The sequence below is a fragment of the Gemmatimonadaceae bacterium genome, assembly GCA_019637445.1.
In the GTDB taxonomy this organism is placed as follows: domain Bacteria; phylum Gemmatimonadota; class Gemmatimonadetes; order Gemmatimonadales; family Gemmatimonadaceae; genus Pseudogemmatithrix.
Map to the genome: position 1 here is coordinate 1,483,428 of JAHBVS010000001.1, position 26,360 is coordinate 1,509,787.

Annotated in this window: 22 protein-coding genes; 10 read left to right on the forward strand and 12 right to left on the reverse strand. The window is 68.2% G+C overall.

From position 1 onward, the window contains the following. Window positions 1-103: 103 nt before the first annotated feature. Entirely contained in the window at window positions 104-820 is a 717-nt protein-coding gene (locus KF709_06705; GenBank protein ID MBX3174085.1) for a sulfite exporter TauE/SafE family protein, read from the forward strand. Beyond that, window positions 817-1,323, forward strand: coding sequence for a TlpA family protein disulfide reductase (locus KF709_06710; protein MBX3174086.1), 507 nt, complete (start codon window positions 817-819; stop codon window positions 1,321-1,323). The genes KF709_06705 and KF709_06710 overlap by 4 nt, the downstream gene beginning before the upstream one ends. Here KF709_06710 and KF709_06715 read toward each other — a convergent pair. Continuing rightward, complete coding sequence (locus KF709_06715; protein MBX3174087.1) at window positions 1,320-1,844, reverse strand: 2'-5' RNA ligase family protein; 525 nt, start codon at window positions 1,842-1,844, stop codon at window positions 1,320-1,322. The genes KF709_06710 and KF709_06715 overlap by 4 nt on opposite strands. Further along, complete coding sequence (locus KF709_06720; protein MBX3174088.1) at window positions 1,841-2,665, reverse strand: phosphatase PAP2 family protein; 825 nt, start codon at window positions 2,663-2,665, stop codon at window positions 1,841-1,843. Before KF709_06720 ends, KF709_06715 begins: the two co-directional genes overlap by 4 nt. Before the next feature lie 55 nt (window positions 2,666-2,720). On the opposite strand from KF709_06720, the gene KF709_06725 reads away from it, so the two are divergent. The 5 genes from KF709_06725 to KF709_06745 all read left to right on the forward strand — a co-directional run bounded on the left by KF709_06725 (window position 2,721) and on the right by KF709_06745 (window position 7,828). Beyond that, entirely contained in the window at window positions 2,721-3,497 is a 777-nt protein-coding gene (locus KF709_06725; GenBank protein MBX3174089.1) for a GNAT family N-acetyltransferase, read from the forward strand. Further along, complete coding sequence (gene menC / locus KF709_06730) at window positions 3,494-4,621, forward strand: o-succinylbenzoate synthase (GenBank protein ID MBX3174090.1); 1,128 nt, start codon at window positions 3,494-3,496, stop codon at window positions 4,619-4,621. Before KF709_06725 ends, menC begins: the two co-directional genes overlap by 4 nt. After that, window positions 4,618-5,823, forward strand: coding sequence for an amidohydrolase (locus KF709_06735; GenBank protein MBX3174091.1), 1,206 nt, complete (start codon window positions 4,618-4,620; stop codon window positions 5,821-5,823). Before menC ends, KF709_06735 begins: the two co-directional genes overlap by 4 nt. Window positions 5,824-5,827: 4 nt before the next feature. Beyond that, entirely contained in the window at window positions 5,828-6,832 is a 1,005-nt protein-coding gene (locus KF709_06740; protein MBX3174092.1) for a threonylcarbamoyl-AMP synthase, read from the forward strand. A gap of 84 nt (window positions 6,833-6,916) precedes the next feature. Further along, on the forward strand, window positions 6,917-7,828 hold the full coding sequence (locus tag KF709_06745; protein ID MBX3174093.1) for an enoyl-[acyl-carrier-protein] reductase: 912 nt from the start codon (window positions 6,917-6,919) through the stop codon (window positions 7,826-7,828). Here the strand turns inward: KF709_06745 and KF709_06750 are convergent. Beyond that, complete coding sequence (locus KF709_06750; protein ID MBX3174094.1) at window positions 7,806-8,675, reverse strand: DMT family transporter; 870 nt, start codon at window positions 8,673-8,675, stop codon at window positions 7,806-7,808. The genes KF709_06745 and KF709_06750 overlap by 23 nt on opposite strands. 130 nt (window positions 8,676-8,805) lie before the next feature. On the opposite strand from KF709_06750, the gene KF709_06755 reads away from it, so the two are divergent. Next, complete coding sequence (locus tag KF709_06755; GenBank protein MBX3174095.1) at window positions 8,806-11,283, forward strand: ABC transporter permease; 2,478 nt, start codon at window positions 8,806-8,808, stop codon at window positions 11,281-11,283. A 39-nt stretch (window positions 11,284-11,322) separates the two neighbouring features. On the opposite strand, the gene KF709_06760 is transcribed toward KF709_06755, so the two are convergent. The 3 genes from KF709_06760 to KF709_06770 are packed head-to-tail and all read right to left on the reverse strand — an operon-like array spanning window position 11,323 to window position 16,733. Further along, on the reverse strand, window positions 11,323-12,891 hold the full coding sequence (locus tag KF709_06760) for a M20/M25/M40 family metallo-hydrolase (protein ID MBX3174096.1): 1,569 nt from the start codon (window positions 12,889-12,891) through the stop codon (window positions 11,323-11,325). Between the two features lie 24 nt (window positions 12,892-12,915). Next, a complete protein-coding gene (locus KF709_06765) occupies window positions 12,916-13,410 on the reverse strand; it encodes a GNAT family N-acetyltransferase (protein MBX3174097.1) in 495 nt (164 codons plus the stop codon). Beyond that, a complete protein-coding gene (locus tag KF709_06770) occupies window positions 13,407-16,733 on the reverse strand; it encodes a glycosyl hydrolase (GenBank protein ID MBX3174098.1) in 3,327 nt (1,108 codons plus the stop codon). The genes KF709_06765 and KF709_06770 overlap by 4 nt, the downstream gene beginning before the upstream one ends. 41 nt (window positions 16,734-16,774) lie before the next feature. Between KF709_06770 and KF709_06775 the strand changes: the two genes are divergently transcribed. Next, window positions 16,775-17,707 (forward strand): hypothetical protein, encoded by a 933-nt coding sequence (locus KF709_06775; protein ID MBX3174099.1) that lies wholly within the window; start codon window positions 16,775-16,777, stop codon window positions 17,705-17,707. A 7-nt stretch (window positions 17,708-17,714) separates the two neighbouring features. Next, window positions 17,715-18,131 carry a hypothetical protein gene (locus tag KF709_06780; GenBank protein MBX3174100.1) on the forward strand — a complete coding sequence of 139 codons (417 nt, stop codon included), beginning with the start codon at window positions 17,715-17,717 and terminating at the stop codon, window positions 18,129-18,131. Window positions 18,132-18,156: 25 nt separating this feature from the next. On the opposite strand, the gene KF709_06785 is transcribed toward KF709_06780, so the two are convergent. The 6 genes from KF709_06785 to KF709_06810 form a co-directional block, all read right to left on the reverse strand. Further along, window positions 18,157-19,260 (reverse strand): hypothetical protein, encoded by a 1,104-nt coding sequence (locus KF709_06785; protein MBX3174101.1) that lies wholly within the window; start codon window positions 19,258-19,260, stop codon window positions 18,157-18,159. Beyond that, complete coding sequence (locus KF709_06790) at window positions 19,247-19,780, reverse strand: sigma-70 family RNA polymerase sigma factor (protein ID MBX3174102.1); 534 nt, start codon at window positions 19,778-19,780, stop codon at window positions 19,247-19,249. The genes KF709_06785 and KF709_06790 overlap by 14 nt, the downstream gene beginning before the upstream one ends. Then, a complete protein-coding gene (locus tag KF709_06795) occupies window positions 19,777-22,038 on the reverse strand; it encodes a VWA domain-containing protein (GenBank protein MBX3174103.1) in 2,262 nt (753 codons plus the stop codon). The genes KF709_06790 and KF709_06795 overlap by 4 nt, the downstream gene beginning before the upstream one ends. An 84-nt stretch (window positions 22,039-22,122) precedes the next feature. After that, window positions 22,123-23,010: a sensor domain-containing diguanylate cyclase gene (locus KF709_06800; GenBank protein MBX3174104.1), complete on the reverse strand. Its 888-nt coding sequence runs from the start codon at window positions 23,008-23,010 to the stop codon at window positions 22,123-22,125. Continuing rightward, complete coding sequence (locus tag KF709_06805) at window positions 23,007-24,170, reverse strand: HD domain-containing protein (protein MBX3174105.1); 1,164 nt, start codon at window positions 24,168-24,170, stop codon at window positions 23,007-23,009. The genes KF709_06800 and KF709_06805 overlap by 4 nt, the downstream gene beginning before the upstream one ends. Further along, window positions 24,167-26,314 (reverse strand): hypothetical protein, encoded by a 2,148-nt coding sequence (locus tag KF709_06810; protein ID MBX3174106.1) that lies wholly within the window; start codon window positions 26,312-26,314, stop codon window positions 24,167-24,169. The genes KF709_06805 and KF709_06810 overlap by 4 nt, the downstream gene beginning before the upstream one ends. Between the last annotated feature and the right edge of the window lie 46 nt (window positions 26,315-26,360).

Genomic DNA, 26,360 nt, shown 5'->3' on the forward strand with positions numbered 1-26,360 from the left:
GGGACCATCTGGTGGGGCCACCGAGGCCGACGTCGGGTGAACTTGCGCGGGCAATGCGCCATTCTTCTAGGACGGACCTGCTTCCTCCCCTGCGGCCCATCTTATGGATTTCTCCGGCCTCACCGCCCAGCTCTCCTCGAGTCCCATCGTCGCGCTGGGACTCGTGTTTGCCGCGGGCGTCCTGACCAGCCTGAATCCCTGCATCTATCCGATGATCCCCATCACGGCGGCCATCGTTGGCGGGCAGACGGTCGGGGACGCCAAGCCACCCAAGTGGCGCACGTTGGTGCTCACGCTGGCGTATGTGTTCGGACTGGCCGCCGTGTACTCCACGCTGGGCCTCATCGCCGGCGTCACGGGCACCATGTTCGGCACCATCAGCACGAACCCGTGGCTGTATTTTGCGATGGCGAACGTGCTCATCATCGCAGCACTGGCGATGTTCGATGTGATTCCGGTCCGCCTGCCGGCGGCGCTCGCCGCACGAGCGGCGACGGCGGGAACGGCGGGTCGGGCCGGCGGCGCCTTCGTGATGGGGAGCATGTCTGGGTTGGTGGCCGCACCCTGCGGTGCGCCGGTGATGGCCGCGATCCTCACCTGGGTCGGCTCGCAGGGGAGCCCCACGCTCGGTTTCGTGTACCTGCTCGTGTTCTCGTTGGGGATGTGCTCGCTGCTCGTGCTGGTCGGCCTCTTCAGCGGCACCGTCTCGCGCTTGCCGCGGGCCGGCAACTGGATGAACTGGGTGAAGAAGGGCTTCGGCGTCGTGATGATTGCCGTGGCGCAGTACTACCTGATTGAAATGGGGAAGCTGTTGATATGAAGACCACAATCCGACTCGCGCTTGCCTCGATTGCACTCAGCGCGTTGACCGCCACAGCTGGCCCGGCCCAGGAACTCGGGCTCGCCGTCGGCACGACGGCTCCCGCCGCCGCGGTGGAGACCCTTGATGGCAGCGCGGCGAACCTCAGCACCGTACTCGGTGGCGGCAAGCCGACCGTGATCGAGTTCTGGGCGACTTGGTGCTCGAACTGCCGCGAGTTGGAGCCGGCGATGGAAGCAGCGTTCACAAAGCACAAAGACCGTGTGCGCTTCGTCGGCGTGGCTGTGGGCGTCAACCAGTCCGACGAGCGTGTGCGTCGCTATGTGGCAGAGCACCTCAGCGGCTTCACGCACTTCTATGACCGGCGCGGCAACGCGGTCGAAGCCTACGACGTGCCGGCCACCAGCTACGTGGTCGTGCTCGATGGGCAGGGCAAGGTCGTGTACAGCGGCCTTGGCGGGAAGCAGGACATCGAAGGCGCCATCGCCAAGGCGCTGCGCTAGGATCCCGTCAGCGCGACCTCAAACAACAGCGTCGGCGGCTGCGGTTCCTTGGTGTGATAGACGTGCAGGAGCCGGATCGTGAACGGCTCCGTGATCCGCACCGCGAGCATCTTCTTCAGCTTCTCGGGCGTGAGCGCCGGAAACAGGTTGAGCGTGCAATGCGGCGTGAAGGGATAGCGCGCCGGCTGGAACGGCAGCCCGCTGGTCTTCACGCGCTCGTGCAGCGCGCGCAGCGGCCCGTGCGGATCGAGTCGCAGCGAGACGATGTTGCGGCCCACGAAGCGTTCGGGGAGCCCGAACTTCAGCGTCACGGGCGCGGTCGTCGCCGCAATCGGTTCGAGGGCCGCGCGAATGGTCTCGACCGGCGTGTCCGGCGGCAGGGGTCCGGCCCCCGACGATCCCGTCAGCGTCACGTGCGGCGGCAGGTGGTTCGCCATCTTCGGATCGAACTCCTCCTGCAGCGCGTGAATGCGCTTCGCGAGGTCGCCCTCGAGCTCCGCAGTGATGAAGATGCCGTTCATCGCGGGCTGACCCTGAGGCCAAGGGTCCAACCACCCGATGGCGATGGCGCCAGAATCGGCGCGAGCAGCCAACGGTCAATCACGTTGTTCGGTCGCGTCGCGTGCCATCGCACGATGGCGAGTCCGGTGACCGTGCCGACCCCGGCGCCCACCGTGACATCGCTCAGCCAGTGCCGATCGTCGTGCACGCGCGCATAAGCGGTTACTGCAGCGGCGGAGTAGGTGGCGATTCCGACCCAGCGCGCGTGCGCCGGAGCCCGATGCGCGACTTCTCCGGTCACGGCGGCGGCAAAGGCAAACGCCGCGGTGGCGTGCCCAGACGGCATTGCCTCGTACTCGCCGTTCGAATGCCCGAAGCCGCGGAACAGCTGCCAATCCGTGCGATCATTCGGCGCGACATATGGACGGGCACGGCCGAAGCTGCCCTTGAGCAGCTTGGTCACCGCACCACTCACGGTGATGGCTTCGATAGCCCGTAGTCCGGAGCTCGCAACGATTGGCCGTTTCGCAAGCAGGCCGCCTCCCCACATGGCCAGCCCCAGCCCCACAACACCCGGTTGTCCCCAAGCGTTGCCGAACTCGGCGAGGCCGTCGAGCACTGCATTGCCCTGTGGCCCCGAGGCCTGAACGCCGTCACGCACGGCCGCATCGCCGGCATAGGCAGCCGCACCCAGCAGGCCGACGAACGCGAAGCGCCGCAACTCGACGACACTGAAGGCCGGGGGCGGAGGCGTGCTCGAATCCGCCGCGACCTGCGCCGTCACCGACGCCGGCAACAATGCGGCTGCCACTGCAAGGACCAACAGGCGAACACCGTGCACGGGGCGTAGTTTAGCGGTCACCACCGAGACTCGCACCGCAGGCCGCGTCCATTCCGTGATCATCCGTCATTTCCAGAACCACGCCGACCGCGCGCAGTGCGTCGAACTGCAGGAGCTCACCTGGGGCCGCGGGTTTACCGAAAAGGTCCCCGCCGCGATGCTCCTCGTCGCGCAGGAGACCGGCGGCGTGGCGGCTGGCGCCTATGCCGAGGACGGCACGCTGCTCGGCTTCGTCTTCGGCGTCACCGGTTTGAGAAACGGGAAGCTGGCGCATTGGTCCGACATGCTGGCGGTGCGGCCCGAGGCGCAGGGCCAGCGGCTCGGGGAACGCCTCAAGTCCTACCAGCGCGATCACTGCCGCAGTATCGGCGTCCACACGATCTACTGGACCTACGACCCGCTGGTGGCGCGGAACGCGCATCTCAACCTGAACCGTATGGGCGCGCGCGTGGATGAGTTCGTGGCCGCGATGTACGGCGAGGGCACCAACTCGCCGTTGCAGGGCGATATGCCCACGGACCGTTTCATCGTCTCTTGGCCGGTCAATCCCGCCGAGTCGGCGGTCGCGCTCGACGCGTTGCCGCCGGACGTTGCTGTAGTAGTGGACAGCGACGCCTCGGAGCAACCGTTGGCGATGTCCGCCAACGTGGGCGTTCGCATCCCGCGCGACATCACGGCACTCGCCGCCGCCGACATCGCGGCGGCACGCCGCTGGCGCTTCGCGACGCGTCGCGCCTTCGCGCACTACCTGACGCGCGGCTACCACGTACGCGGCTTCGTCGCCGACGAAGCGGGCGGCACCTACCTCCTCGTGCGCCGGCAGGAGCCGTGATCCACCTCGATCGCATCGTCCTGCGGGAGATCCATCTCCCGCTCCGCGAACCGTTCCGCATCTCCTCCGGCGAGATGCGTGAGCGACGCATCCTCCTGCTCGAGCTCTTCGACCGGGACGGCGCGAGCACCTGGAGCGAATGCGTGGTGGACGACGCGCCGAACTACTCGTCCGAGACCTTGGACACGGCCTGGCCGACCATCGTGCGCTGGCTCGCGCCGCGGCTGCTCGGCAAGTCCGTCGAGTCGCACACCAAGGTTGATGCGCTGCTGGCGACCGATGTCCGCGGCCACAACATGGCCAAGGCCGCGTTGGAGATGGGCTGTTGGGCACTGGCCGCCGTGCAAGCCGGCCTACCGCTTGCCCGATTGCTCGGCGGCACGCGCAGCCGGATCGCGACGGGCATCAGCATCGGCATCCAACCGGACGTGCGCACGCTGATCGCCAAGGCCACCGCGGCCCGCGACGCCGGGTATCGCAAGATCAAACTCAAGATCGCACCGCGTCACGACGTGGAGTGGGTAGCCGCCGTGCGTCTGGCCCTCGGTGACGACGCACACCTGATGGCCGACGCCAACAACGCCTACACGCTCGACGATGCCGATCGGTTGGCGGCGCTGGATCCGCTCAACCTGATGATGATCGAGCAGCCCCTGGCCTACGACGACCTCGTGCGTCACGCAGAGCTGCAACGTCGGATTCGCACGCCGCTCTGCCTCGACGAGTCCATCACCTCGCTCGAGCGGGCGCAGGACATGGTGACCTTGGGGGCGGGGCGAATCGTCAACATCAAGCCGGGGCGCGTGGGCGGGTTCGCGCAGAGTCTGGCCATCCACGACTTCTGCGAGCAGGCGAACGTCCCCGTGTGGTGCGGCGGGATGTTGGAGAGCGGCATCGGCCGCGCCTACAACGTCGCCCTGGCCTCACTGCCGAACTTCTCGTTGCCCGGCGATCTGTCGCCGAGCGCGCGCTACTGGACCCAGGACGTCGTCACGCCGGAATGGACGATGGACGCCGAGGGAATGGTGGCCGTGCCGTCGGAGGCGCCGGGCATCGGGATCACCGTGGACCGTGAGCGCATCGCGTCGCTGACGGTCCGCACGGAGGAGCTCCGACCGCAATGACCAGCGCACCGCCATCCCTGTTGCCCGACACCGTGCTCGCGCAGTTCAGCGAGTCGGATCGGACCTTGCTTGTCGAGCTCCGACGCTCGCTGCACCGCCGCCCCGAGCTCTCGTGGAAGGAGAAGCAGACGCAGGCTCGGCTGCGCGAGGCGTTGCTCGCCTGCGGCATCACGGATGTGCGCGAGGTCGCGGACACCGGACTGATCGCCTCGATCCCCGGCACGGCCGGCAAGGGACCGGCCGTCGCTCTGCGCGGAGACATTGATGCCCTGCCCATTCAAGAGGGCACGGGGCTTCCCTTCGCCTCCCAGCACGACGGGGTGATGCACGCCTGCGGGCACGATATGCACGCCACCTGGGCGGTTGGTGCAGGGCTGCTGCTCGCGCGGTCCCCGGCTGTAGGCGAGGTGCGCATCCTGCTGCAACCGGCCGAAGAGCTCGGGGAAGGCGCACCCAAGGTCATCGCGGACGGCGGGCTCGATGGCGTTGCAGCCGTTTTCGGCGCGCACGTGGACTGGCGTTACGCCGTCGGCGAGATCGTCGCGACCGAAGGTCCGTTGGCGGCGAGCACGGACACCTTCGCGATCGAGTTCCATGGCCGCGGCGGACACGGCGCGCGTCCGCAGGACACCATCGATCCCATTGTCGGGATGGCGGCGTTCGTTAGCGACGTGCAAACCATCGTATCGCGCCGCCTCGACCCCGCCCTGCCGGGCGTCATCACAATCGGCAAGCTCGACGCCGGCTCGGCGCCGAACGTCATTCCGGAAGTGGCGCGCTGCGCCGGCACCATTCGCGCCACGCGGCCGGAGTCGCGCGCGCTGCTCCTTAAGGAACTGGAGCACCTGGCGCAGTCGGTGGCCGCGACGCATCGGCTCACGGCCACCGTAAAGGTGACGGAAGGCACCCCGCCCTTGGTAAACAGCCGGCGCGGCTCCGCGTGGATGTCTGATGCCGCGCGTGACCTGCTCGGCGAGTCTGCACTCAAGGAACTCGCCGTCGCGAACATGGGCGGCGAGGACTTCGCGTTCTATACGGAGAAGGTCGACGGTTGCTTTGCCCGCATCGGCACCTGGCGCGAGGGGCGCTCCCGTGCCGGCGTGCACACGCCGCGCTTCGATCCGGACGAGGATGCGCTGTTCGTGGCGGCGGCGCTGCTGGCCGCGACCGCGCGCCGCGCCAGCGCGGATCTCCTAGGTTAGTCACGTGACGACCGGTCAGATCATCTCGGTGGATCCCTCTGCGCCCGATGCGGAGGTGGTGGCCCGCGCGGCGAGCGTCATTCGTCGCGGGGGCTTGGTCGGGATGCCGACGGAAACCGTGTATGGCTTGGCGGGCGATGCGCTGGACCCGACCGCCGTGGCGCGCATCTACGCCGCCAAGGGACGTCCGCAGCACAGCCCGCTCATCGTGCACGTTGCATCGGTGGACCAGGCGCGAGAACTTGCCAGCGAGTGGCCGAGGATGGCGCAGGCCCTGGCTGAACGATTCTGGCCCGGCCCGCTCACGCTGATCGTACGCCGACGCGGAAACGTACCCGACGCGGTCACGGCGGGACTCGACACCTTCGGTGTGCGCGTGCCGGACCATCCCGTGGCGCTCGCGCTGATCCGCGCGAGCCACACGCCGCTTGCCGCGCCGAGTGCGAACAAGTTCACGGAAGTCTCGCCCGTCACCGCGCAGCAGGTGGCCAACGGGCTCGGCGATGCCGTCGAGCTCATCCTCGATGCGGGCCGGTCGCAGGTGGGCATCGAGAGCACGGTTGTTGACGTGAGCGGCGGCCGACCAGTAGTCCTGCGGCCCGGCATGATCTCGCGCGCGGATATCGAGGCGGTTGTCGGACCAACCGCGCGGCGTCTTACGCCGACGCGCGGGAACGTGGTGCACCGATCGCCGGGGCAGTCGGCGCGGCACTACGCGCCGCGCGCGCGGGTACGGTTGCTGGAGACGTCACAGCTCGATACAGCGCTCGCTGCGGCCGACAGCTCGCACACCGGCATCATCCTCTGCCAGTCGGAGGGCGCGCCAGCTGCGGCCCTGGCCTTCAGCCGCAGCCTCGGCGCCGATCCGAAGCGCTACGGCGCTGGACTCTACGACGCGCTGCACGCGGCGGATGCGGCCGGTTGCGAGGAGCTCCTCGTGGAAGCGCCGCCGGACACGCCGGCCTGGGATGCCATCCGTGACAGGCTGCGGCGCGCGGCGCATCCCTGACGTCGGCGCACGGGCTCCCAAGGGCACGTAGGCGCACGCCAATGCACCCTTGCCCTGCGTCATCAACTCCCTTCATTTCCCTGTATGCTGACTCTCGACCTCACGGGCAAGCGTGCCCTCGTCGCTGGCGTCGCCGATGACGGCGGCTTCGGCTTTGCCATCGCCAAGGCTCTCATCGAGGCCGGCGCCACGGTTTCCGTCGCGACCTGGCCGCCGGCGCTCAACATCTTCCTCAACCTGCTCGAGCGCGGGAAGATGGACGAGTCGCGCAAGCTGCCCGATGGCTCGCTGCTGTCGTTCGAGAAGATCTATCCACTCGACGCCGTCTACGACACGCTCGAGGATGCACCGCAGGACGTGCGCGAATCCAAGCGCTACAAGGACGTCGGCGACTTCTCCATTTCCGGACTCGCCTCGCGCCTGGAGACAGACTTCGGGGAGAAGCCGCTGGATATCCTCGTGCACTCGCTGGCCAACGGCCCCGAGGTGAAGAAGGCGTTGATGGACACCAGTCGTTCCGGCTACCTCGCCGCACTGAGCGCCAGCGCGTATTCGCTGGTCTCGATGGTGCGTGCCTTTGGACCGCTGATGCGCACGGGTGGCAGCATTGCGTCGCTCACGTACATGGCCAGCGAGCGCGCCATCCCCGGCTACGGCGGCGGCATGAGCTCGGCCAAGGCCGCGCTCGAGAGCGACACGCGTGTGTTGGCCTATGAAGCCGGCCGCAAGTACGGCATCCGCGTCAACACGATTTCCGCGGGCCCGTACGCATCGCGCGCCGCCAGCGCGATCGGCATCATCGACAACATGGTGAAGTACTGCCAGGCCAACACGCCCCTGCCTGAGGCGCTCGATGCGCGCGAGGTCGGCACCGCCGCGACCTTCCTCTGCTCGCCGCTGGCCAGCGGCATCACCGGCACCACGCTCTACGTGGACAAGGGCTACCACGCGATGGGCATGGCGGTCGACGGCGCTAGCGTCCCAGACTTCGCCTGAGCAGGCCCGTCGTCGCCGCGACGCCGAGCAGGATGCAACCGCAGCCGATCAACATCGGCGCGGTGATGCGTTCGTTGAGGAACATCGCGCCCCAGACCATCCCGAACAGCGGGATGAGATAGGTCACGGCCATCGCGCCCGTGGCGCCGGCGTTGTCGAGCAGTCGGAAGTACAGCACGTAGCCGACACCCGTGCAGATGAGCGCGAGTGCGATGGTCGCGCCCCAGGCGCCAACCGACGGCTGCGCGGCGGGCAGCAGGAACAGCGTCGGGATGGCCAACAGGGCCGATGACGCGACAAGGCTGCCGGCCGCAATCGTGACGGACGGAATGCCGGGCAACAGTCGGCGCGTAAGGTGCGCCGACGCCGCATACATCGAGGAGCCAAGCAATGCGGCGCCGATGGCCATCGCCCCGCCGCCCACCGTGAGATCGCGCGCGACTAGCACGACAACGCCGACAAAGCCAATCGCCAGTCCGATCGCGCGGTCGCGGCCCAGCGTCTCCTTGAAGAAGAGGCCGCCGAGCACCGCGCCCCACAGTGGCACCGTCGCGTTGAGCACGGCGGCGAAACCGGCCGGCACCGTGCGCGTGGCATAGGCAAACAGCGCGAAGGGAATCGCTGTGTTGATGGCGCCAATCAACGTGAGCGGTCCCCAATGGCCGCGGAACTTGTCCATCTGCCGGCGCGAAGCGACCAGCACCAGCAGCACCAGGGCCGCGATGATGACGCGCACCTCGACCAACGCCACGGGCCCGAACTCCGGCACCGCGATGCGAATGAAGAGGAAGGCCGCGCCCCAGATGGCGCCGAGGAGCAGCAGGTCGCGGATGTCGCGCTGGGTCACTACGCAAAGCTAGCGGGTGCGGTCGCCACGGCTCCAACCCTTTGCCGAGACGGCTTGTCCCATCGGAGTACCCCCGAGCTCTGCCGGCCTCCCCTCCCCGTCCTCTCCGATGCGCAATCTGACCTACGCAATGCGAATGCTCCTGAAGGCGCCCTTCGTCACGACGGTCGCCGTACTTTCGCTGGCGCTCGGCATCGGCGCGAACACCGCGATCTTCTCGATGTTCGACCAGATCCTGCTGCGCAACCTGCCGGTGCACGCCCCGCAGGAACTGGTGAATCTCAGTATGCCGGGTCCCATCCAAGGCAACGACTCCTGCAACAATGCCGGTGATTGCACGGTCATCTGGACCTATCCGATGTTCCGCGACCTCGAGGCGCAGCAGACCGTGCTTGTGGGCATCGCGGGGCACCGAACCTTTGGCGCGAGCCTGACGGTTGACGGCGAGCCCCTCGTGCAGGACGGCGTGTGGGTGACCGGCGGCTACTTCCCGACACTGGGTCTCCAGCCGGCGCTCGGGCGTCTGCTGCTGCCGGCGGACAACGAACCCGGTGCAGACAACAACGTGACGGTGATCGGGCATCGCCTATGGACGGAGCGATTCGGCGGACGGCCTGACGTCATCGGGGAGCGCCTGCAGGTGAACGGGCGCGCATTCACGATCGTGGGAGTGGCACCTGACGGCTTCACCGGCACGACGCTGGGATCGGAGCCGCAGTTCTACGTGCCGATGCAGTCCCGGACCTGGCTAAGCGACTACAACGGTCTCGAGGATCGGCGCAGCTACTGGGTCTACGTGTTCGGCCGACTCAAGCCCGGCGTCTCGCCCGAGGCCGCCAAGGCGGGACTCGACGGCATCGTGCGCCCAATCCTCGCCGACGTCGAGGCCCCGCTGCAGATCGCGATGAGCGACCAGACGATGCAGCGGTTCAAGGCCAAGGAAGTGGTGGTCGAGCCCGGCAACCGTGGCCAGAGCTCGATCTTCGAGCAGGCGCGCCCCCCGGTGCTGATGCTCTTCGGCATCACCGGCGTCGTGCTGCTGATTGCCTGCGCGAACATCGCGAACCTCCTGCTCTCGCGCGGCGCGCAGCGCGCCACGGAGATGGGCGTTCGCTTGGCACTCGGCGCGACGCGACGGCACCTGCTCACGCAGCTGCTCACCGAGTCGATGGTGCTGGCAATCGTTGGGGGGGTGGTCAGTCTCGTCGTCGCGTGGTGGACCCTTCAGGGGATGTCCGCCCTGCTGCCGGCCGACTCGAACTCCACCTTCGTATTCAGCATCCGGCCCTCGATGATTGCGTTCTCGGCTGTCCTGGCCCTGGCGACCGGATTTCTGTTTGGACTCTTCCCGGCGCTGCACTCGACCCGTGCAGACCTCATTTCCACCATTCGCGCCGGCGCCGGCCAAATCGCCGGAGGGCGCGCAGCCACGCGCTTCCGCACGGCGCTCGTGACGCTGCAGATCGCGCTCTCGACCGCGTTGTTGGTATCCGCCGGGCTGTTCACCAAGAGCCTCGCCAACGTCAGCCGCGTGGACCTCGGCGTGTCGGTGGACCAGATGGTGACCTTCGCCGTCTCGCCACTGCGCGTCGGGTACGACACACTGAGCGTGAAGGCGCTCTACCCACGCATTGAGGAGGAGCTGCGCGCGATTCCCGGCGTGACCGGCGTGACCAGCGCCCTTGTTCCGCTGCTTGGCGGCAGCAGCTGGGGCAACAACGTTCGCGTGCAAGGCTTCGACTGCCTACCGGACGTCGACTGCAACTCGCGGTACAACGCCGTTGGCGCGGGATACTTCCGCACGATGGGTACGGCGATGCTGGCCGGACGCGAGTTCCTCCCCTCCGACGTCGCGGATGGCGCCCGCGTCGCCATCGTGAACCTGGCCTTCGCCGAGAAGTTCAACCTCGGTCGCGATGCGGTAGGCAAGTTCATGGGCCGCTCCGGCGGCCTCCGCGATTCGCTCTCCATCCAGATCGTGGGACTGCTGCCAGACATCAAGTACAACGATGTGAAGCGAGAGCCCCAGCCGGTGTTCTATACGCCCTGGGTCCAGGAGCGGTTTGTCGGCAACCTGTACTTCTACGTGAACACGTCGCTTCCACCGGAACAGCTGTTGACGACGATTCCCACAGTCATGCGACGGATCGATGCCGCGCTGCCGGTCGAGGAGCTGCGCACGATGCCGCAACAGCTACGGGACAACGTGTTCATGGACCGCCTGATCTCTATCCTGTCGGCGGCTTTCGCGGTGCTCGCCACGCTCCTGGCCGGTGTCGGACTCTATGGCGTGCTCGCGTACTCGGTGTCGCAACGGACACGGGAAATCGGCGTGCGGATGGCCCTTGGCGCCGACCGCGTCCGCGTCCAGGGCATGGTGCTTCGGCAGGTCGGGGTGATGGTCGCCATCGGTGCGAGCGTCGGCATCCTCGGCGCCATCGGCCTTGGCCGTGCCGCGCGGTCGCTGCTTTTCGGACTCGAGGGACACGACCCGCTCGTCTTCTCGCTTGCTGTGCTGCTGTTGGCGCTGGTTGCCTTGAGCGCCGGCTATGTACCGGCGCTCCGGGCCAGCCGAACGGACCCGATGCAGGCCCTGCGCTACGACTGAGCCTGCCCCAGCTCCCCGCCGCTACGTGACTCCGCTGCGCTAGCGGCGGGCCGAGGCGGCTGCATCGCGCAGTGAGAAGAGCAGGTCCACATAACTCTTCTCGATCTCGGCGAGCCCCGCCACCTTCGAGCCGGCCTTCGGGCGCACGAGCATCAACTCATTCGGCGCGTGCGCCCCGGTGCCGTAGCCCATGCCGCTGAAGAGCAGCGGCAGGCGGAGCCGCTCCGTGAACTGGTAGAACGGGGCGCTGCCGGCGAGGCGTGGGGAGAGCGTCGGCGTCACGCCGTACTTCCGGTACACGGATAGCGCGGCCTGGATGATGGGTGCCTCGACCGACGTCTGCGCCGCGGGATAGCCCGACAGCTGGCGGATTTCGATGTCGCCGAACCCGCCGGCCACGAGGTGACGCTTGATGCGCGCCAGCGCGGAGTCAGGTGACAGTCCGATCGGCAAGCGTGAGTCCACCTTGGCGATGGCTTGGTGCGGGAGGATGGTCTTGGTGCCTTCGCCGGCGTAGCCCGAGGCGATGCCGTTGATGTTCAGCGTGGGGTGGTAGAACTGCCGCACCAGCAGGTCGCGACCACGGAGTCCATCGATGTAGCGATCCACACTGAGCGCGCGGTTGCCGCTCTCCTCGCCGCCGGCGGCGGCCAGCGCATTGATCAAGCGCTGCTCCTCGAGCGTGGGCGGCCGGATGCCGTCGTAGTAGTTGGGCACGACGATGGTGTTGCCGTCGCGGCTGGTGAGCGACGCCAGCGCCTGCGTGAGCCGCCAGGCGGGCGCATCCACGATCACCTTGTACGACCCGTGGATCTCGGCGCGCGTCGGGCCGCCCCAACTCCCGCCGCGCGACTCCATCTCCATGTACAGGATGCCCTTCACGCCCAGGGACATCGCCATCGATCCGTCCGGCGCCTGGGCGTTGAACGGGAAGAAGACCCCGTCCGCGGTGCGGAGTCGCGCCTCGAAGCGATCGACCAGCTGCGGATAGTGCGGCGAGCCCAGTTCCTCCTCGCCCTCCGCCAGCACCATCAGGTTCACCGGCAGCTTGCCATCGACGGCAATGATGGAGCTGATCGCATTCAGGAACGCGCGCTCGGGTCCTTTCTGGTTGGTCGCGCCGCGACCCATCAACGCCTGACCGTGCTCCGTGTCCACCAGCTCCGCAGCGAACGGCGGCACGCGCCAATTCTCCTCCACCGGCTGCACGTCGTACATCATGTAGACGACCAGCGTGTGCGCTGCGCCGGCATCGTAGTAGCCCCAGACGCCGGGATGCCCGTCGGTCGGGATCAATGCAGTTTCCTTGAACCCAAGCGCGCGCAGGTCATCGCGCAGCAGGGTCGCCATCTCGGTGATCCCGACGCTCTGGGCTGAGATCGACGGCTGTCGAATCCAGCGCTGGATGTTCGCAAGATGCGCGTCGAGGTTCGCGTCGATGTGCCGATAGATCGCCTCGTGCCGGCCGCTATACGGCGCAACACGTGAGGCGTCGTAGCGCTCCTCGGTGCTGAACGGGAAGACCGGCTCGCCAGGGCGCTGGGCCCCGAGCGTCGTGGCGGCGAGGAAGGCGAGCAGCGCGAGATACGTGAGGCGGATCGTGGGCATAGGGACCTGATCGTGGGTGGGGGCTCAGAACTCGCGAACGAACATCTGCACGGCCTTGTCGCCGTCGTCATACTCGCGCACACCAACCGCTGCGTAACGCATCGCTTGGTGAAAATCGATCGAGACCGGGTTCGGCGGCCGTAGGTTCACTTCCAGCGCCACCCGTGGCCACTGCCGGGCGATGGCCTTGTGCAGGTCCTCGTACATCGCGCGCCCCACGCCAGCACGGCGCAGCCGCGGCGCCACCACCACGCGGTCGAGATACAGGAAACTGTCATAGCGCTCTGCGAACCACTTGTAGTTCGCGCTCCAGTACTCGAGGCCCGAGGGGATGCAGAGCACAAACCCCGCCACGCCCTCGGAGTCCTCCGCAACGCGGTAGTGCCCCGCGCGCTCGACGATCCACGTGAACTCGTCCGGCGTGAGCGCGTTCACGTGGGGCACCGCCGCGTTATTGAGCGCGAGAACCGCCGCCGAATCGGCGGCGGTCGCATCGCGCACGGTGAAGCCCGCGCTCACGCCGCAGGCATCTCCGTCATGTCGTCATCGTCCGCCACGGGACCGCGTGGCGGAGTCGGCAGGTCCGTGCTTGGCACGATCGGCTCCTTGCCGCCGGCGCGGATCTGCCGGTTGAGCCGCGCAAGATCTTCCTTGAGCAGCTTGTCGAGCTGGTCGGTCTGCACCTTGAGCAGCTCCACCAGGACATCGAACACTTCCACCGACTGCGCGGTCGGCGCATACGGTCCCGACGAGACCACGCCACTGAGCGACGCAATCTTGTTGTTGAGCTTGATGGGGAAGTTGAGCGGGTCCTGGTTCGACTGGTTCTTGACCTGATAGATCTCCTGCTCGACCGCGGCCAGTTGCGTGAGCAGCTGCGTCGCGGCGCGCCGGATGCGCGGCAGCTCCTCCATCCGTGCCTCGATCTGCGCACGCACGTTGCGGATCGTGCGCACCGCGTTGTTCGCCTCGCTGGTCTTGTCGCGGATCTTGATCAGGAACTCAAACTGGGCGACTAGGTCCGCGGCCGTCGCGTCCGTCCGAGGATCGTTGAGCAGCTTGAACGGCGCCGTCTGCGGGGCGGTGCTGCCCACGGTCAGGCGCACGCTGTAGGTGCCGGCCGGTGCGATCGGGCCGCGCGTGCCGCCCGCCCAGAGGATCATGCCCGGGAAGGTCACCGCGTCGGGATAGCGCATGTCCCAGGTGAAGGCGTTGAGACCGACCGCGTTGCCCGGGCGCGCCGCAGCACCGCCGCCGCCGAAGCCACCACCGCCTCCACCCTGCCCGCCGCCCTGTCCCGCACCCTGACCCCGCTGCGGCGGACGGCCGTCATTCTCGTAGGTGTCGATCACCGTGCCATCCGGCGCGATGAACTCAAGCTTCACCGGCTGACTGGCGCTGGCCACGCTGTAGTAGACCGTGACGCCACTCGGCGGGTTCTGACCCGGGCGACTCGCCGCCGCATTACCACCACCGCCACCTCCGCCGAATCCGCCGCCACCCCACTGGATGCGATACGCATCGCGCGGCGTGTAGAGATGCGCGGGCTTCCGCGCGACGTCTGCCGAGTATTGCCGAAGGGCGGAGAGGTCGTCGAGGATCCAGAAGGAGCGCCCGTGCGTGCCGGCGACGAGGTCGCCTTCCTTCACCACCAGGTCGTGCACCGGAACCGGCGGCAGGTTGAGCTGCAGCGGCTGCCAGTGGCCGCCGTCATCGAAGCTCACGTACACACCACGCTCCGTGCCGGCGTAGAGCAGCCCACGGCGCACATCGTCCTCGCGGATCGTGCGCGTGAAATGCTCCGGCGCGATGCCGGTCACGATCTTCGTCCACGTCGCGCCGTAATCCGTGGTCTTCCACAGCGAGGGCGCGAAATCGTCGAGTTGGAAGCGATTGGCCGCGACATACGCCGTGCCCTCGTTGTATCGCGAAGCCTCGATCATGCTCACGCGCGTGAAATCACCGATGCCGCGCGGGGTCACGTTGGTCCACGCGCCACCGCCATTGCGCGAAATATGGATGAGGCCGTCATCGCTGCCCGCCCACAGCACCTGCGCGTTCCGCGGCGACTCGGCGAAGGTGAAGATCGTCCCGTAGGTCTCCACGCCCGTCTGGTCCTTGGTGATCGGACCGCCGGAGGCGCCGAGTGTGCGCGGGTCGTTCCGCGCCAGCCGCGGCGAGATGATCTCGAAGCTCTGGCCCTCGTTGCGACTGCGGAAGAGCTGGCTGCCGCCCACATACAACACTTTCGGGTCGTGCGTCGACACGACGATGGGGAAGGTCCACTGGAACTTGTGCGTGATGTCTTCCGATGAATGTCCCATCGGATTCATCGGCCAGGCGTTGATGTTGCGCTCGAGGCCCGTGCGCATGTCCTTGCGCGTCAGATAGCCCGAGTAGCTGCCCGCGAACACGATGTCCGGGTTGGTGGGATGCGGCGTCACGTAGCCGGACTCGCCGCCACCCGCGTCCTGCCAGTCGGCGCGCGCGATCGTGCCTTCCTTCCGGCTGGGCCCGCAGAGCGTGGAATTGTCCTGCTGCGCACCGCAGACCCAGTACGGGAAGTGGTTGCTCACGGAGACGTGGTACATCTGCGCCGTGGCGAACTCCTGATCGGTCCAGGACTCACCGCCATTGTTGCTCACGTTGGCGCCGCCGTCGTTGGCCTCCACCATCCGCATCGGATTGTCCGGCGCAATCCACATGTCGTGGTTGTCGCCGTGCGGTGGCCGCAGCTGCGTGCGGAACGTGCGGCCGCCATCGGTGCTCTTGAAGAAGCCGACGTTGAGGCCGTACACGACGTTCGTGTCCTTGGGATCGGCGAAGATCTTGGAGTAGTACCAGGCGCGCTGGCGCAGCGAGCGGTCGCGGTTGATCCACTCCCAGCTCGCACCGGCGTCGTCCGAGCGATACACACCGCCGGAATCATTCTCGATGATGGCCCACACGCGGCGCGAGTTCGCACCCGAGACGGCCAGGCCCACCTTGCCCCACACGCCCTTAGGCAGCCCGCGGTTGGCCGTGATCTCCTGCCAGGTGGCGCCACCGTCGGTGGTCTTGAAGATGCCCCCACCCGGGCCGCCGGAGTTCAGCGACCACGGCTGGCGATACGCGTGCCAGAACGCCGCGTACAGCGTGTTCGGATCGTTCGGATCCATCACCAGATCCGAGATGCCCGTGGAGTCGTTCCGGAACAGGATCCGATTCCAGGTCTTGCCGCCGTCGGTGGTCTTGAACACGCCGCGTTCGGGGTTCGGACCGAAGGCGTGCCCGAGCGCACCGACGTACGCGATGTCGGCGTTGGTGGGATGCACCCGGATCCGCGCGATATGTCGCGTCTCGCGCAGTCCCATCAGCGTCCAGGTCTTGCCGCCGTCGGTGGTCTTCCACAGCCCATCGCCGTGCGAGGTGTTGCCGCGGATGTGGGTCTCGCCGCCGCCGACATAGACGATGTCCGGGTTCGACGGCGCGACAGCCACGGCGCCTATCGTGCCGCCGAAGGCATCGTCCGTGGTCGGCTGCCAGTTCATGCCGCCGTCGATGGTCTTCCAGACACCGCCACCGGTGGTGCCCATCCAGTACTCGAGCGGCCGCGCCGCGGAACCGGACACCGCCACGGAGCGGCCGCCACGCGCAGGCCCCAGTTCGCGCCATCGCAGGGCACGGTAGGCTGACGTATCCACTTGCTGTGCCGGCGCGAGGCTCGGCAGCAGGACGAAAGCCGTTCCAACCACGACGGCGAGACGAGACCACGACGCACGCACAGCCACGAGCACGACCTCCGATAGGTGGGGACCTGAACCGCAGACCGCGATGTTGATGACGGCGGGGGCGCCGCGCAAGGGCGTACATTTCCCCGTCCGAACCTCCACCAGTCTGGGTCATGACATTCTTGCCTACCGATACGCGTCTGGCGCTCGCCGCGCTCACCCTGTCCCTCGGTGCCATCGCCTGCGGTGGTGATGCGGCATCCACGGACCCGAACCAGCCGTTCGCCGTGGTGTCTGCCGGGCTCGCGACGCCCGAGTCCGTGCTTTGGGACGCCGCCCGAGGCGTCTGGTATGTGAGCAACATCAACGGGTCGCCGACGGCGAAAGACGACAACGGCTACATCCTGCGCCTGACCGCCGACGGTGTGGTGATGGATTCATTGCCGTTCATCAACGGGGCCGATGAAGACATCACCTTGAACGCGCCCAAGGGTATGGCGCTCGTCGGCGACACGCTCTGGGTCTCGGATATCGATGCCATCCGTGCCTTCAATGTCACCACGGGAACTGCGGTCACCTCGCTCGAGCTCGCCGCACAGGGCGCGACCTTTCTCAACGATGTCGCCGCCGCCGCCGATGGCAGCATCTACATCACGGATTCCGGAATGACGTTCGACGCCTCCGGCAACGTGGTCCATTCAGGGCAGAGCCGCGTGTTCGTGCTCAATGGCCGCAACGCGCGCCCCGCAGTCACGCTGCCTGCCCAAAGCGCCGCCAACGGCATTGCCTTCGACGCGGGCCGCAACGCGTGGTTGATCGTCGGCTTCAACTCGCCAAGCGTCTTCGCCTGGACACCGGGCAGCGACAGCGTGCGAGTGGTGGCCACCGGCCCCGGCGGTGGCGATGGAATCGTGCTCCTGCCCGACGGCCGCGCGCTCTTCAGCAGCTGGGCGGACTCGGCCCTGCACCTCCTCTCGGACAGCACGGTGACCCGGCTCCGCGGCGGCCTGCCCGGCCCGGCGGATCTCGGATTCGACGCGGCGCGACGCCTTGTTGCCGTCCCGCTCTTTACCGAGAACCGCGTCGAAATCTGGTCCGTCCGCTGACGCGTTGATGCATCGCCCGTTCACGGCCGACTGGGCCGCGGCCTTCCGCACGGCAATCGAGTCGGACGCCGACTATCGTAGCGCGGCTGCGAAGTGGACCTGGCCGGTCGCCTTCGTGATGCCCGCAACTCCGGAGCTCGGCTACGGCGAAGCGACGGCCGTCGAACTGCAACTCGACCGCGGCCGCTGCCACGACGCGCGCCTGCGAAATCCCGACGAACTCAGTGCGCCGATTGTGCTCTCGGCGCCGTATGCCGTGTGGAAGTCCGTGGTGCGCGGTGAGCTGGATCCCATCGCCGGCGTGGTCGGTGGCCGCATCGCGGTGCGCGGTTCCATCGCGACGCTGATGTTTCACGCGGCGGCCGCGACCGCCTTGCTCGCCTGCGCGCGCCGCATCGCCACCGCTTTCCCCGACGAGCCATAACCCGACGCGCGCGTGCCGCCGTGCGCTACGGCGTCGGGCACGGCGCCTGCACGGCGGTGAGTTCACCACGTAGCACGCCAGCGCTGCGGACCACGCGCAGCCCGACGGTAGCGCCCGCCGAGAGTTGAATCACGAGCGTGTCGCCAACCTGACGCAGGATCGTCGGCGACCGCAGCAGTCCGCGCGCCGTGTCCGGCGACGAGACCAGCCAGCAACCGTCGAGTCGTGCCACGAGTGCCGCGCCGCCAGCTCCAGCGGCATCTGCCGTTGCCTCGGCCGCGGCATCACGCCGCAGCGCTGGAGCCGCAGCTGGCGCCTTCGTTGCTGCCAGCGCCTGGGACGCGGGAGCAACCGCTGGTGCCGCCAGGCGCTGCGCGCCGGCGCGCTCGCGCGCCTCAGACTCGGCCCGTACGCCGGATACGGCGGCCTGCGTGCGCAGCGCCTCGCGCTGCGCAGAGACTGCAGCCGCCGCGACAGCAGCCGCCGAAACCTCGCCACTGTCAGCGAGCCGTTCGCGACGCGGCTCTGCCGTCGGCACCGCTGTGTTCGCTGCAACGGCTGAGCCAGCCGTCGTAGCGGTCGCGGGAGCCGCGCCGGCGGGAGCGCCCGAGGCGGCCGCGCGTGAAGCGCGCTCAGTCTCGCCGGGCGAGATGGCCGAAGGCGCCGCAGCGTCAGTCGGACTCGCATCCGCCGCTTCGCCCTGCGGACCCGCCTCACTCGCCTTCGCCGCCGGCTGCGCGTTCGTTGCCGACGTGTCCACGAGATCGCCGTTCCTGGCGACGTTCACCGCGTACGAAGTCCCCACGACCAGCACCAAGACCGCCGCTGCACGATGCCAGGCCTTGAGCCGGAATCGCGGGCGATCGCTCGAGCGCACTGCCGCAGAACCACCTGCAGCCGTACTCGCCATCGCACCCGACGTGCGGTTGCCCGCCGGCAGCACCCCGCCCGGTGTGGCATCCAGCGCGGACAGGATCCGCGACGACGCCGCCACCAACCCGCGCGCCTCCGCGACCGCCGCCGCCCACTCCGGATCCGACGCGATCAAGGCTTCAACGTGCGCCGCCTCGTCCGGCGTGCACTCGCCGTCGAGATAGGTATGGATGAGTCCTTCGTCAGGACGCGACATGCCGACCTCCCCCAGGGCCCGCTACCAGGGCCTCGTATGCCTCTGCCAGTCTCCGGCGCGCACGTGACAACGTCGTGCCCACCGAGCTCTTCTCGATCTCCAAGACTGCGGCAATCTCGCCGTAGTCCAATCCCTCTTCCTTGAGCAGCAGCGCCTGCCGGTCCCGTTCGGCCAGCGACCCCAGCGCGCGACGCGCCAGCGCCAAGCGCTCGGCTTGCTCCACGGTCTGCTCCGCCGACGCCTCTTCGGCGTCCTGCTCGACGCGTGCCTCGGCAGCCATCAGCTCCAGCTGTCGCCGGTGCCGCGCATCCCGACGCGCACCATCGCGCACGAGATTGTTGGCCACCGTGAACACCCAGGCGCGCTCGTTCACGATCGACTCCTGTCGGAGGGCACGGACGAACGTCTCCTGCGCCACCTCTTCCGCCCAATCGCGGTCCCCGAGCCGGCGCGTGAGGTACCGCACCAGCATCGCGTGGTAGGTGACGAAGAGACGTTCGGCCGTGTCCACCGAGCTCACCAAGCGTTGGCGATGCGATCGAGCTCGGCATCCGCCAGCCGCGCCACGCCGCTCGACTCAAGCAGCAGCGTGATGCCGGTGGCGTGCACCTCGAGCCGATCGCCCAGGGCAAACACCGCGCGAAGTTCCGGGATGCGCTCCATCAGGGCAAAGTATGCGGCCGAATAGGGCTGCACGCTCACCCGACGCGCATTCGCTGCCGCCTCGCGGCTGTCCACCCAGATCGAGTCGCGCAGGGCGAACAGCCGCTGGCCCGCGCGTCGCAATCCAGCATCGGCCAGCGCCATGTCGGCCGCGGCCTCGGAGCGAGCCGAGCGCATCTCCGCTGCGGCCTTGGCGCGCTCGAACTCGGTCGCGGCGGGCTGCGAGGCGGGCGCGGCCGCACGCGTCGCCAACGATGCACCGCTGCCAGCACTACCGTTGGCCGTCGACGCTCCTGCGACGGAGGGTGCCGCGCGCAACACCGGCTGCACCGCGTCACGCCGCCCAGGGGCCTGCGCGACCATCCCCGGTTCCAGCACGAGGTACGACGTCAGTTCCGTCGGGATGCCCCAGCGCTCGCCGAGCGAACGGATCTCGGCGTCGAGCTCGGACGTCGCGCCACCGCGGCGACGTTCCGCACTCAGCCAACCCACGCGCTGCGTGGCCCAGAGCCGTCCCACGAACGCATCCGCGCTGCGGCGCGCCGGAAAGCTTGCCGTCGTCGTCCACGACACCGGACCCTGCGACGTGCGGCCCGTGATGTGCACGCGCGCGCGGCTGGCATCGCCGCGATACCGCGCGAGAATCGTCAGCTCCTGCCCGGCGAACAGATCGATCGTGCCCGCCGGCTGTACGGCGTGCAGCGTCACGCCGTCGGCGCGAATGCGCAGGTCCGTGGCGACGGGGTCCGTCAACCGCTGCGCCACGACGCCGACCACGCGCTCCACGTCCTCGTCAGGCCGTACGAAGTGCGCGGTGCCGGCACCATCGAGCGCCAGCCGCTCCAGGAGCGCCGCATTCACATCGGCGCCGAGTCCGAAGGTGAACACCCGCTGCCCATCGCGACGCTCGGCGGCCTGCGACGCCAGGCGTTCCGCGCGCCGCTCACCAACCGTCGGCGCACCATCGGTCAGGAACAACACGAGCCCAAGTCGGCCGTTCGGCACGTTCGTTTCCAATGCACGCTGCAGCGCACCCTGGATGTTCGTGCCGCCGCCGGCGCTCAGTCCATCGAGCCAATCCTCAGCGTCACGCCGCGCCTCGCGCGTCGCCGCGGTCCAGCCATCGGCGTACTCCTGCACGTCGCCCGAGAAGGCGACGAGCCGGAAGCGGTCCGCGCGGCCCAACGAGTTGAGCAGCTGGCGGCCCGCCGCCTTGGCCTGCGCGAGCTTCTCGCCGCTCATCGAACCCGACACGTCGAGCACGAAGGTCACATCGCGCGGTGTGGCGGCACGACGCGTGGTCGGCGGCGACAACGTGATCAACACGTAGCCATCGTGCCGCGCCGGTGCGTGCGCCAACACGTTGATGCTCGCACCGGCACTGGAGCGCACAGGCACCAGCAAGGTCACCGTGCCCACGGCGTCCTCGACGCGCACCGTGCGGCGCATCGCCAGGCGTCCAGTCGTCGCTGCGTGCGTCGGCGACCAAATCTCGCCGAACTCCGCGGCATCGGGCACCTCCATTACCAGCGTGGTGCCGCGCCCTTCAGCACCATCGCCGCGCGGGGCCGGCACATCCACGCGAAGCGCGTTGCCTTCCCGCTCCGCCACGGCGCGGAAGCGCACGACCACCGTGCGCGTCTCGCCTGGCTGAATGGGGAAGATGCGCGTGCGGAGCACGCCCATATCCATCCACTCCACCAAGGCGGGATCCCGCTGGCGGCGCACGATCTCTTCATAGATGCGTCGCGCCTCGCCGGCGCCGTGCGTCTCGCCGCGCACCATCTCGCCGTCGATCTCCAGCGCCAGGTCCTCGAACGCGGCGCCGCGCGGCAATGGCAGCACATAGTCGGCCTCGCCGATGCGATGCCCGCGGTTGGTCCAGCGCTCGGTGACTTCGTAGCGCAGCACGCGCCCCTCGAGGCGCACCTTCACCTCGCGCGACGTGCGCACGACGCGTCCGTCCAGCACGGGACGTCCGCACGGCGGCTGCGGACAGGGCGCCATCACGCACTGGATGCGCTCGCATTCCACGGGGCGGTCCCGCTGCGCATCCACGGGGCGCGCGAAGAGGACCAAAAGGGCTCCAAGGGTCCAACGAACCAACGACGACATACGGTCTCCCGGTGTGGGTCACCAAGGAGACGTCGCCGGTCAAAAAACTTGCACACGGGCGGGGCGCAGCCCCTGCCCGCCCCGTCAGCGCCGCTCGTCGAGGGTGTCGGTCACCGGGACCAGGCGCGTGGGTGTGCGCTCGATCACACGCACCGCCAGCAGGTTCTGGTCGGCGCGGTTCATCGTGGACATCAATGACTCGCTGGGCTGCCGCACCGCCCAGCCAAGGCTGAACGGCACCGGCGCCGTGCGCAGCGCCGAGGCCTGCATGCGTTCCGCAACGCCACGCACCTGCCCCTCACTCGCGCCACGCAGGATGACCACGAACTCGTCGCCGCCCACGCGCACCACCGGTTCCTCGGCGCGAACCTGCCGCATCAGGAATCGGCTCATCCGGATGAGCGTGTTGTCGCCCATCTGGTGACCGTACTGGTCGTTGTACTGCTTGAAGTGGTCGATGTCGATGAAGACGCAGCCCCAACTCTCGTCACCGGGGCTCAGGGCCTCGTCGAGCTCGGCCAGATGCCGACGGTTGTAGCAGCCGGTGAGCGGATCGCGCACGCTGCGCTGGCGCAGCTCCTCCTCGAGCACCTTGCGCTGGGTGATGTCGACCAGAATGCCGTGGAACAGCGTTTCGCCCGTGTCCTCATCCCGCACGGAGTAGACCGTGTCGAGCACGGTCAGCAACGCACCGTCGGGTCGGACGAGCTGCAGCTCAAAGTCGCGCACGAAGCCGTCGCGATCGATCTGCTCGAGTTCCGCGAGGCGACGGGACGGGTCGACCACCATCTCGTTGGCGCCATAGTTGGAGAGGTCGTCCAGCGAGCGCACGCCGAGCAGGGAGAAGAATGCCGGGTTCGCGTCCAGCACCTGCCCGCGGGCGTTGGTGATGTAGATTGCCTCGCGCAGGTTGGCGACCAACGAGCGGAGGCTGTCGGCATCCTGCAACGAGCGGAAGCGTGACGTGCTCACGAGAGCACCGCCTCGCGGCGTTCCCACTGGCGCATCATTGCGCAGAAGGCTGCCGCCGCGTCCGCGTCAAAATCCGGGCCCGCACCAGCCTCGATGTGCGTGAGCACCCGCTCCGCGTCCCAGGCCTCGCGGTACGGGCGGTTGGTACGCAACGCATCGTACACGTCGCAGACGTGGACAAGCTTGCTCGCCGCGTGCACGCCGCGGTCGAAGTGTCGCTTAGGGTAGCCCTGCCCGTTGACCATGATGTGGTGTTCGTACGCGACCGCGGCCGCCAAATCGAGGTCGCGATCGCTCTCGTAGATGATCTTGGCCCCGTCCACCGGGTGCCGGCGCATCACCGCCCATTCCTCATCCGTCAGCTTGCCCGGCTTGGTCAGGACTTCCTTGGGAATGCGCACCTTGCCGAGATCGTGCAAGAGTCCCGCCACGCCGAAGGCGCGCACGTCACGGGGTGACATTCCCATCCACTCCGCCAGCCCCATCGTGAGCACGCTCACGTTGAGGCTGTGCGTTGTGGTGTATTGGTCAAACTCCTTCATTTGCACCAGCGGCATCACGATGTTGCGGTCCCCGTGCATCGCCAGGGACAACGAGCGCACAACGCTCTCCGCCTCGACCAGTGGCAGATCGCCCGTCATCTGCACCTCGCCGTGCATCCACTGGACGGTCTCGGCTTCCTCGCCGAGCGTATAGAGCAACGTCTTCTCGGATTCCGGTGCGAGGAGCGGCATCGCCACGCGCACGGGCTCCTCACTGCCCTTGACGCCGATGGCGCCGAACTTGATGGTCGACCTCCGCTCGGGGCTCCGCGTCGAGCTGTCGATGGCCTGCAGCGTCAGCCTGGCCAGCACCTCGTCCAGGAACACCTCAAACTCCTCGCGCGTCGTCGCCCGCTGGAATTCCAGCCGCTGCACGCCGGCGTTGGCCAGGCGCGTGCCCCAATCCCAGTCGCCGAGCTCGCGCAGCGCCAGCTCTCCGTAGATGACATCCGTACCGAGGAAGCTGAAGCGGGGCCGCGGATCGCCCTCCAGCAGCAGCCCGAGCCGTTCGTACGCCGCCTCGATGGTGCGGGTACGCGCCGGATGCCCCTCGCGATACAAGGCCATCGTCGCGAGCGCTTGCGCAAAGGAGGTCAGGAAGCGAACGGCCTCCATCATGGGTCAGGCTCCTCGCGGATCGCAGGATTCGAAGTTGGGGTGTCGACGGCAGCGGTCGGTCGGGACGTCATTGCTGCGGCAGCCGTGATCTCAGGATCATTGCTCGCCCGCGCCAGTACCAGCGCAGCGCGCGCCTCACGAGTATCCCGCCAATGCACGGCCAGGCCTTCGATAGCGGCAAGCATCTCCGGGGACTTGGGCGCCAACGCGTCACGTCTCAGCAACTTGCTGGTGCGGATCACCCGGCCAACGAGCCAGACCGCAGTGTCGCCGGTACGTGCCGACGCCAAGGCACGGATGCCAAGGGCTCGGAGGTCTGGGGACAACAAGTCGTCGTCCGCACGGTTGCGCAGCACGGCTGCCGCCTCGCGCGGACAGTTGTTCATCGCCGCGCCAAGCGCAAGCCGCACATTGGCCTCGTGCGAGTCGCCGAGCGCCGCGACGATGGCCATGTCGCGCGTCATCGGGTCGCGCAACTGTTGGCGGTATGCCTCGCGTCTCACGGCAGCATCCGGATGCAGAATCCACGCCGCGGCGTCGTAGCCGGACTGCCACTCGGGATGCCGTCCCAGCAGCGCAATCAGCGGCCGCAACAGGGACCACCGCACGGCCTGTAGCCGCTCGAGGATCTCCGGCCCGGCCTCGGCGCCCACGCGCTCCAGCAAGCCGAGCAGTGTCTGTTGGCTGCGTTCGTCCGATGTGCCTTCCAGCGCATCAAGCAGCGGCGATGCCGCAGCCGCACCCATCTGCCGCACGAGGCGATCAAGAATCGGCTGCGGCAGCGGGTCCACCAGCAGCTGCTCGCGCAGTCGCGTCGCCGTCGCCACGTGTCGCCACAGCACGGCACGCATCCACTCGGCAGGCGCGTTGTCCACCAAGTCCAGCAGGGGGCCGAGGTCGGGACCGTTCGCCAGCTTGGCCACTGAACGCCATACCTGCTCCCCCAGCGTCTCGATCTCCAGCCCCATCGCCAGCAGACGCTCCGGCTCGATCGGATACGCCACCTCCTGCGCAACGGCCTTCGGCGCGGCTGCCGCCATCTTCTCCAGGGCGTCGCGATAGCCATCCGGGTTCGGGTCGTCCAGCTGCCAGTCCTCGAGCAGCTTGGCGACCTGCTCGCGTAGCGCACCGTCGGCCTGCGACCGGATCGGCGCGGAGCCCTCCTCCGCGTGCGCGGCGAGCTTGGTCAGCATCCGCATCATCGAGTGCGAGACGTTCTGCTGCGAACTGTGCGCGGCCGCGCGCACAAGCTCCACCACCGCGTCCACCGCCATCCCTTGCGAGGCGTCAAGCACGAACTTGTGACGCTGCTGGCGGTCGCCGCTCATATGCATCAGACGTTCCAGCGTCTCCGGCGAGAGCTGCCCGACGAGTTGCGAGATGCGACGCTGCAGCGCGGCCGCGTCACGCCCGCTCCGTGTCTTCAGCTCTTCCGCGATCTGCAGCATGTAGCCGACGACGACCTGATCGTAGGCGGCATCGCGCTTGTGCTCCTCGATCGCCTTCGCCACCACGGTCGGTTCCACGCTCTCGACATCGTCGGAGTCGAAGCGGTCGGCCTCGGCCACCAGCGCCGCGCGGGCCAGCCCCACCCACAACGCCGCCGAGCGGTTGCCCCGGTCCGCCCCGCCCCGCATCGAGCCGTCGCCCTCCTCCGACGCACCGGGGTCTTCCTCGATCAACTGCAGCTGCGCGAAGGTCAGCGGAAACAGCCGGATGTGCGGCCACTGGGTCAGCACCTCGGGGCCCTCCAGGCCGAGCGGTCGCGGCAGCCGGCCGGCATCGACCGACACCGTCGCAAGCATATCCGTCAGCTCATCCTCGGTCACGCCGTGCGTGAACTTCACGGCGCCCAGGTGGTGCCGGTGCAAGCGCGCCGCAAGCTCCCGCAGCACCGGATTGGCTTCGTCCGTTGCGACACCCTCGATGATCAACTGGTGCCGGGCCACACCCAGCGAGAGCGTCGCACGCTCCTTCAGCAAGGTCGCCAGCCGCGCGCTGAGGTCCGCCGTGGTGTTCTCCAGCAGCGGATGCCCAGCCGGATAGATGGCGTTCTTGTGCAGCCCGATCGAGAACTCGATCAGGAAATCGGAGAGCTCCTTGGAGAGCGTGGCGACCTCGCCACCCGTACCGATTCGCGCCATTGACGCAAATATGTCTGGCGTGCAAGGACCGCGCTTCGCGACCCCT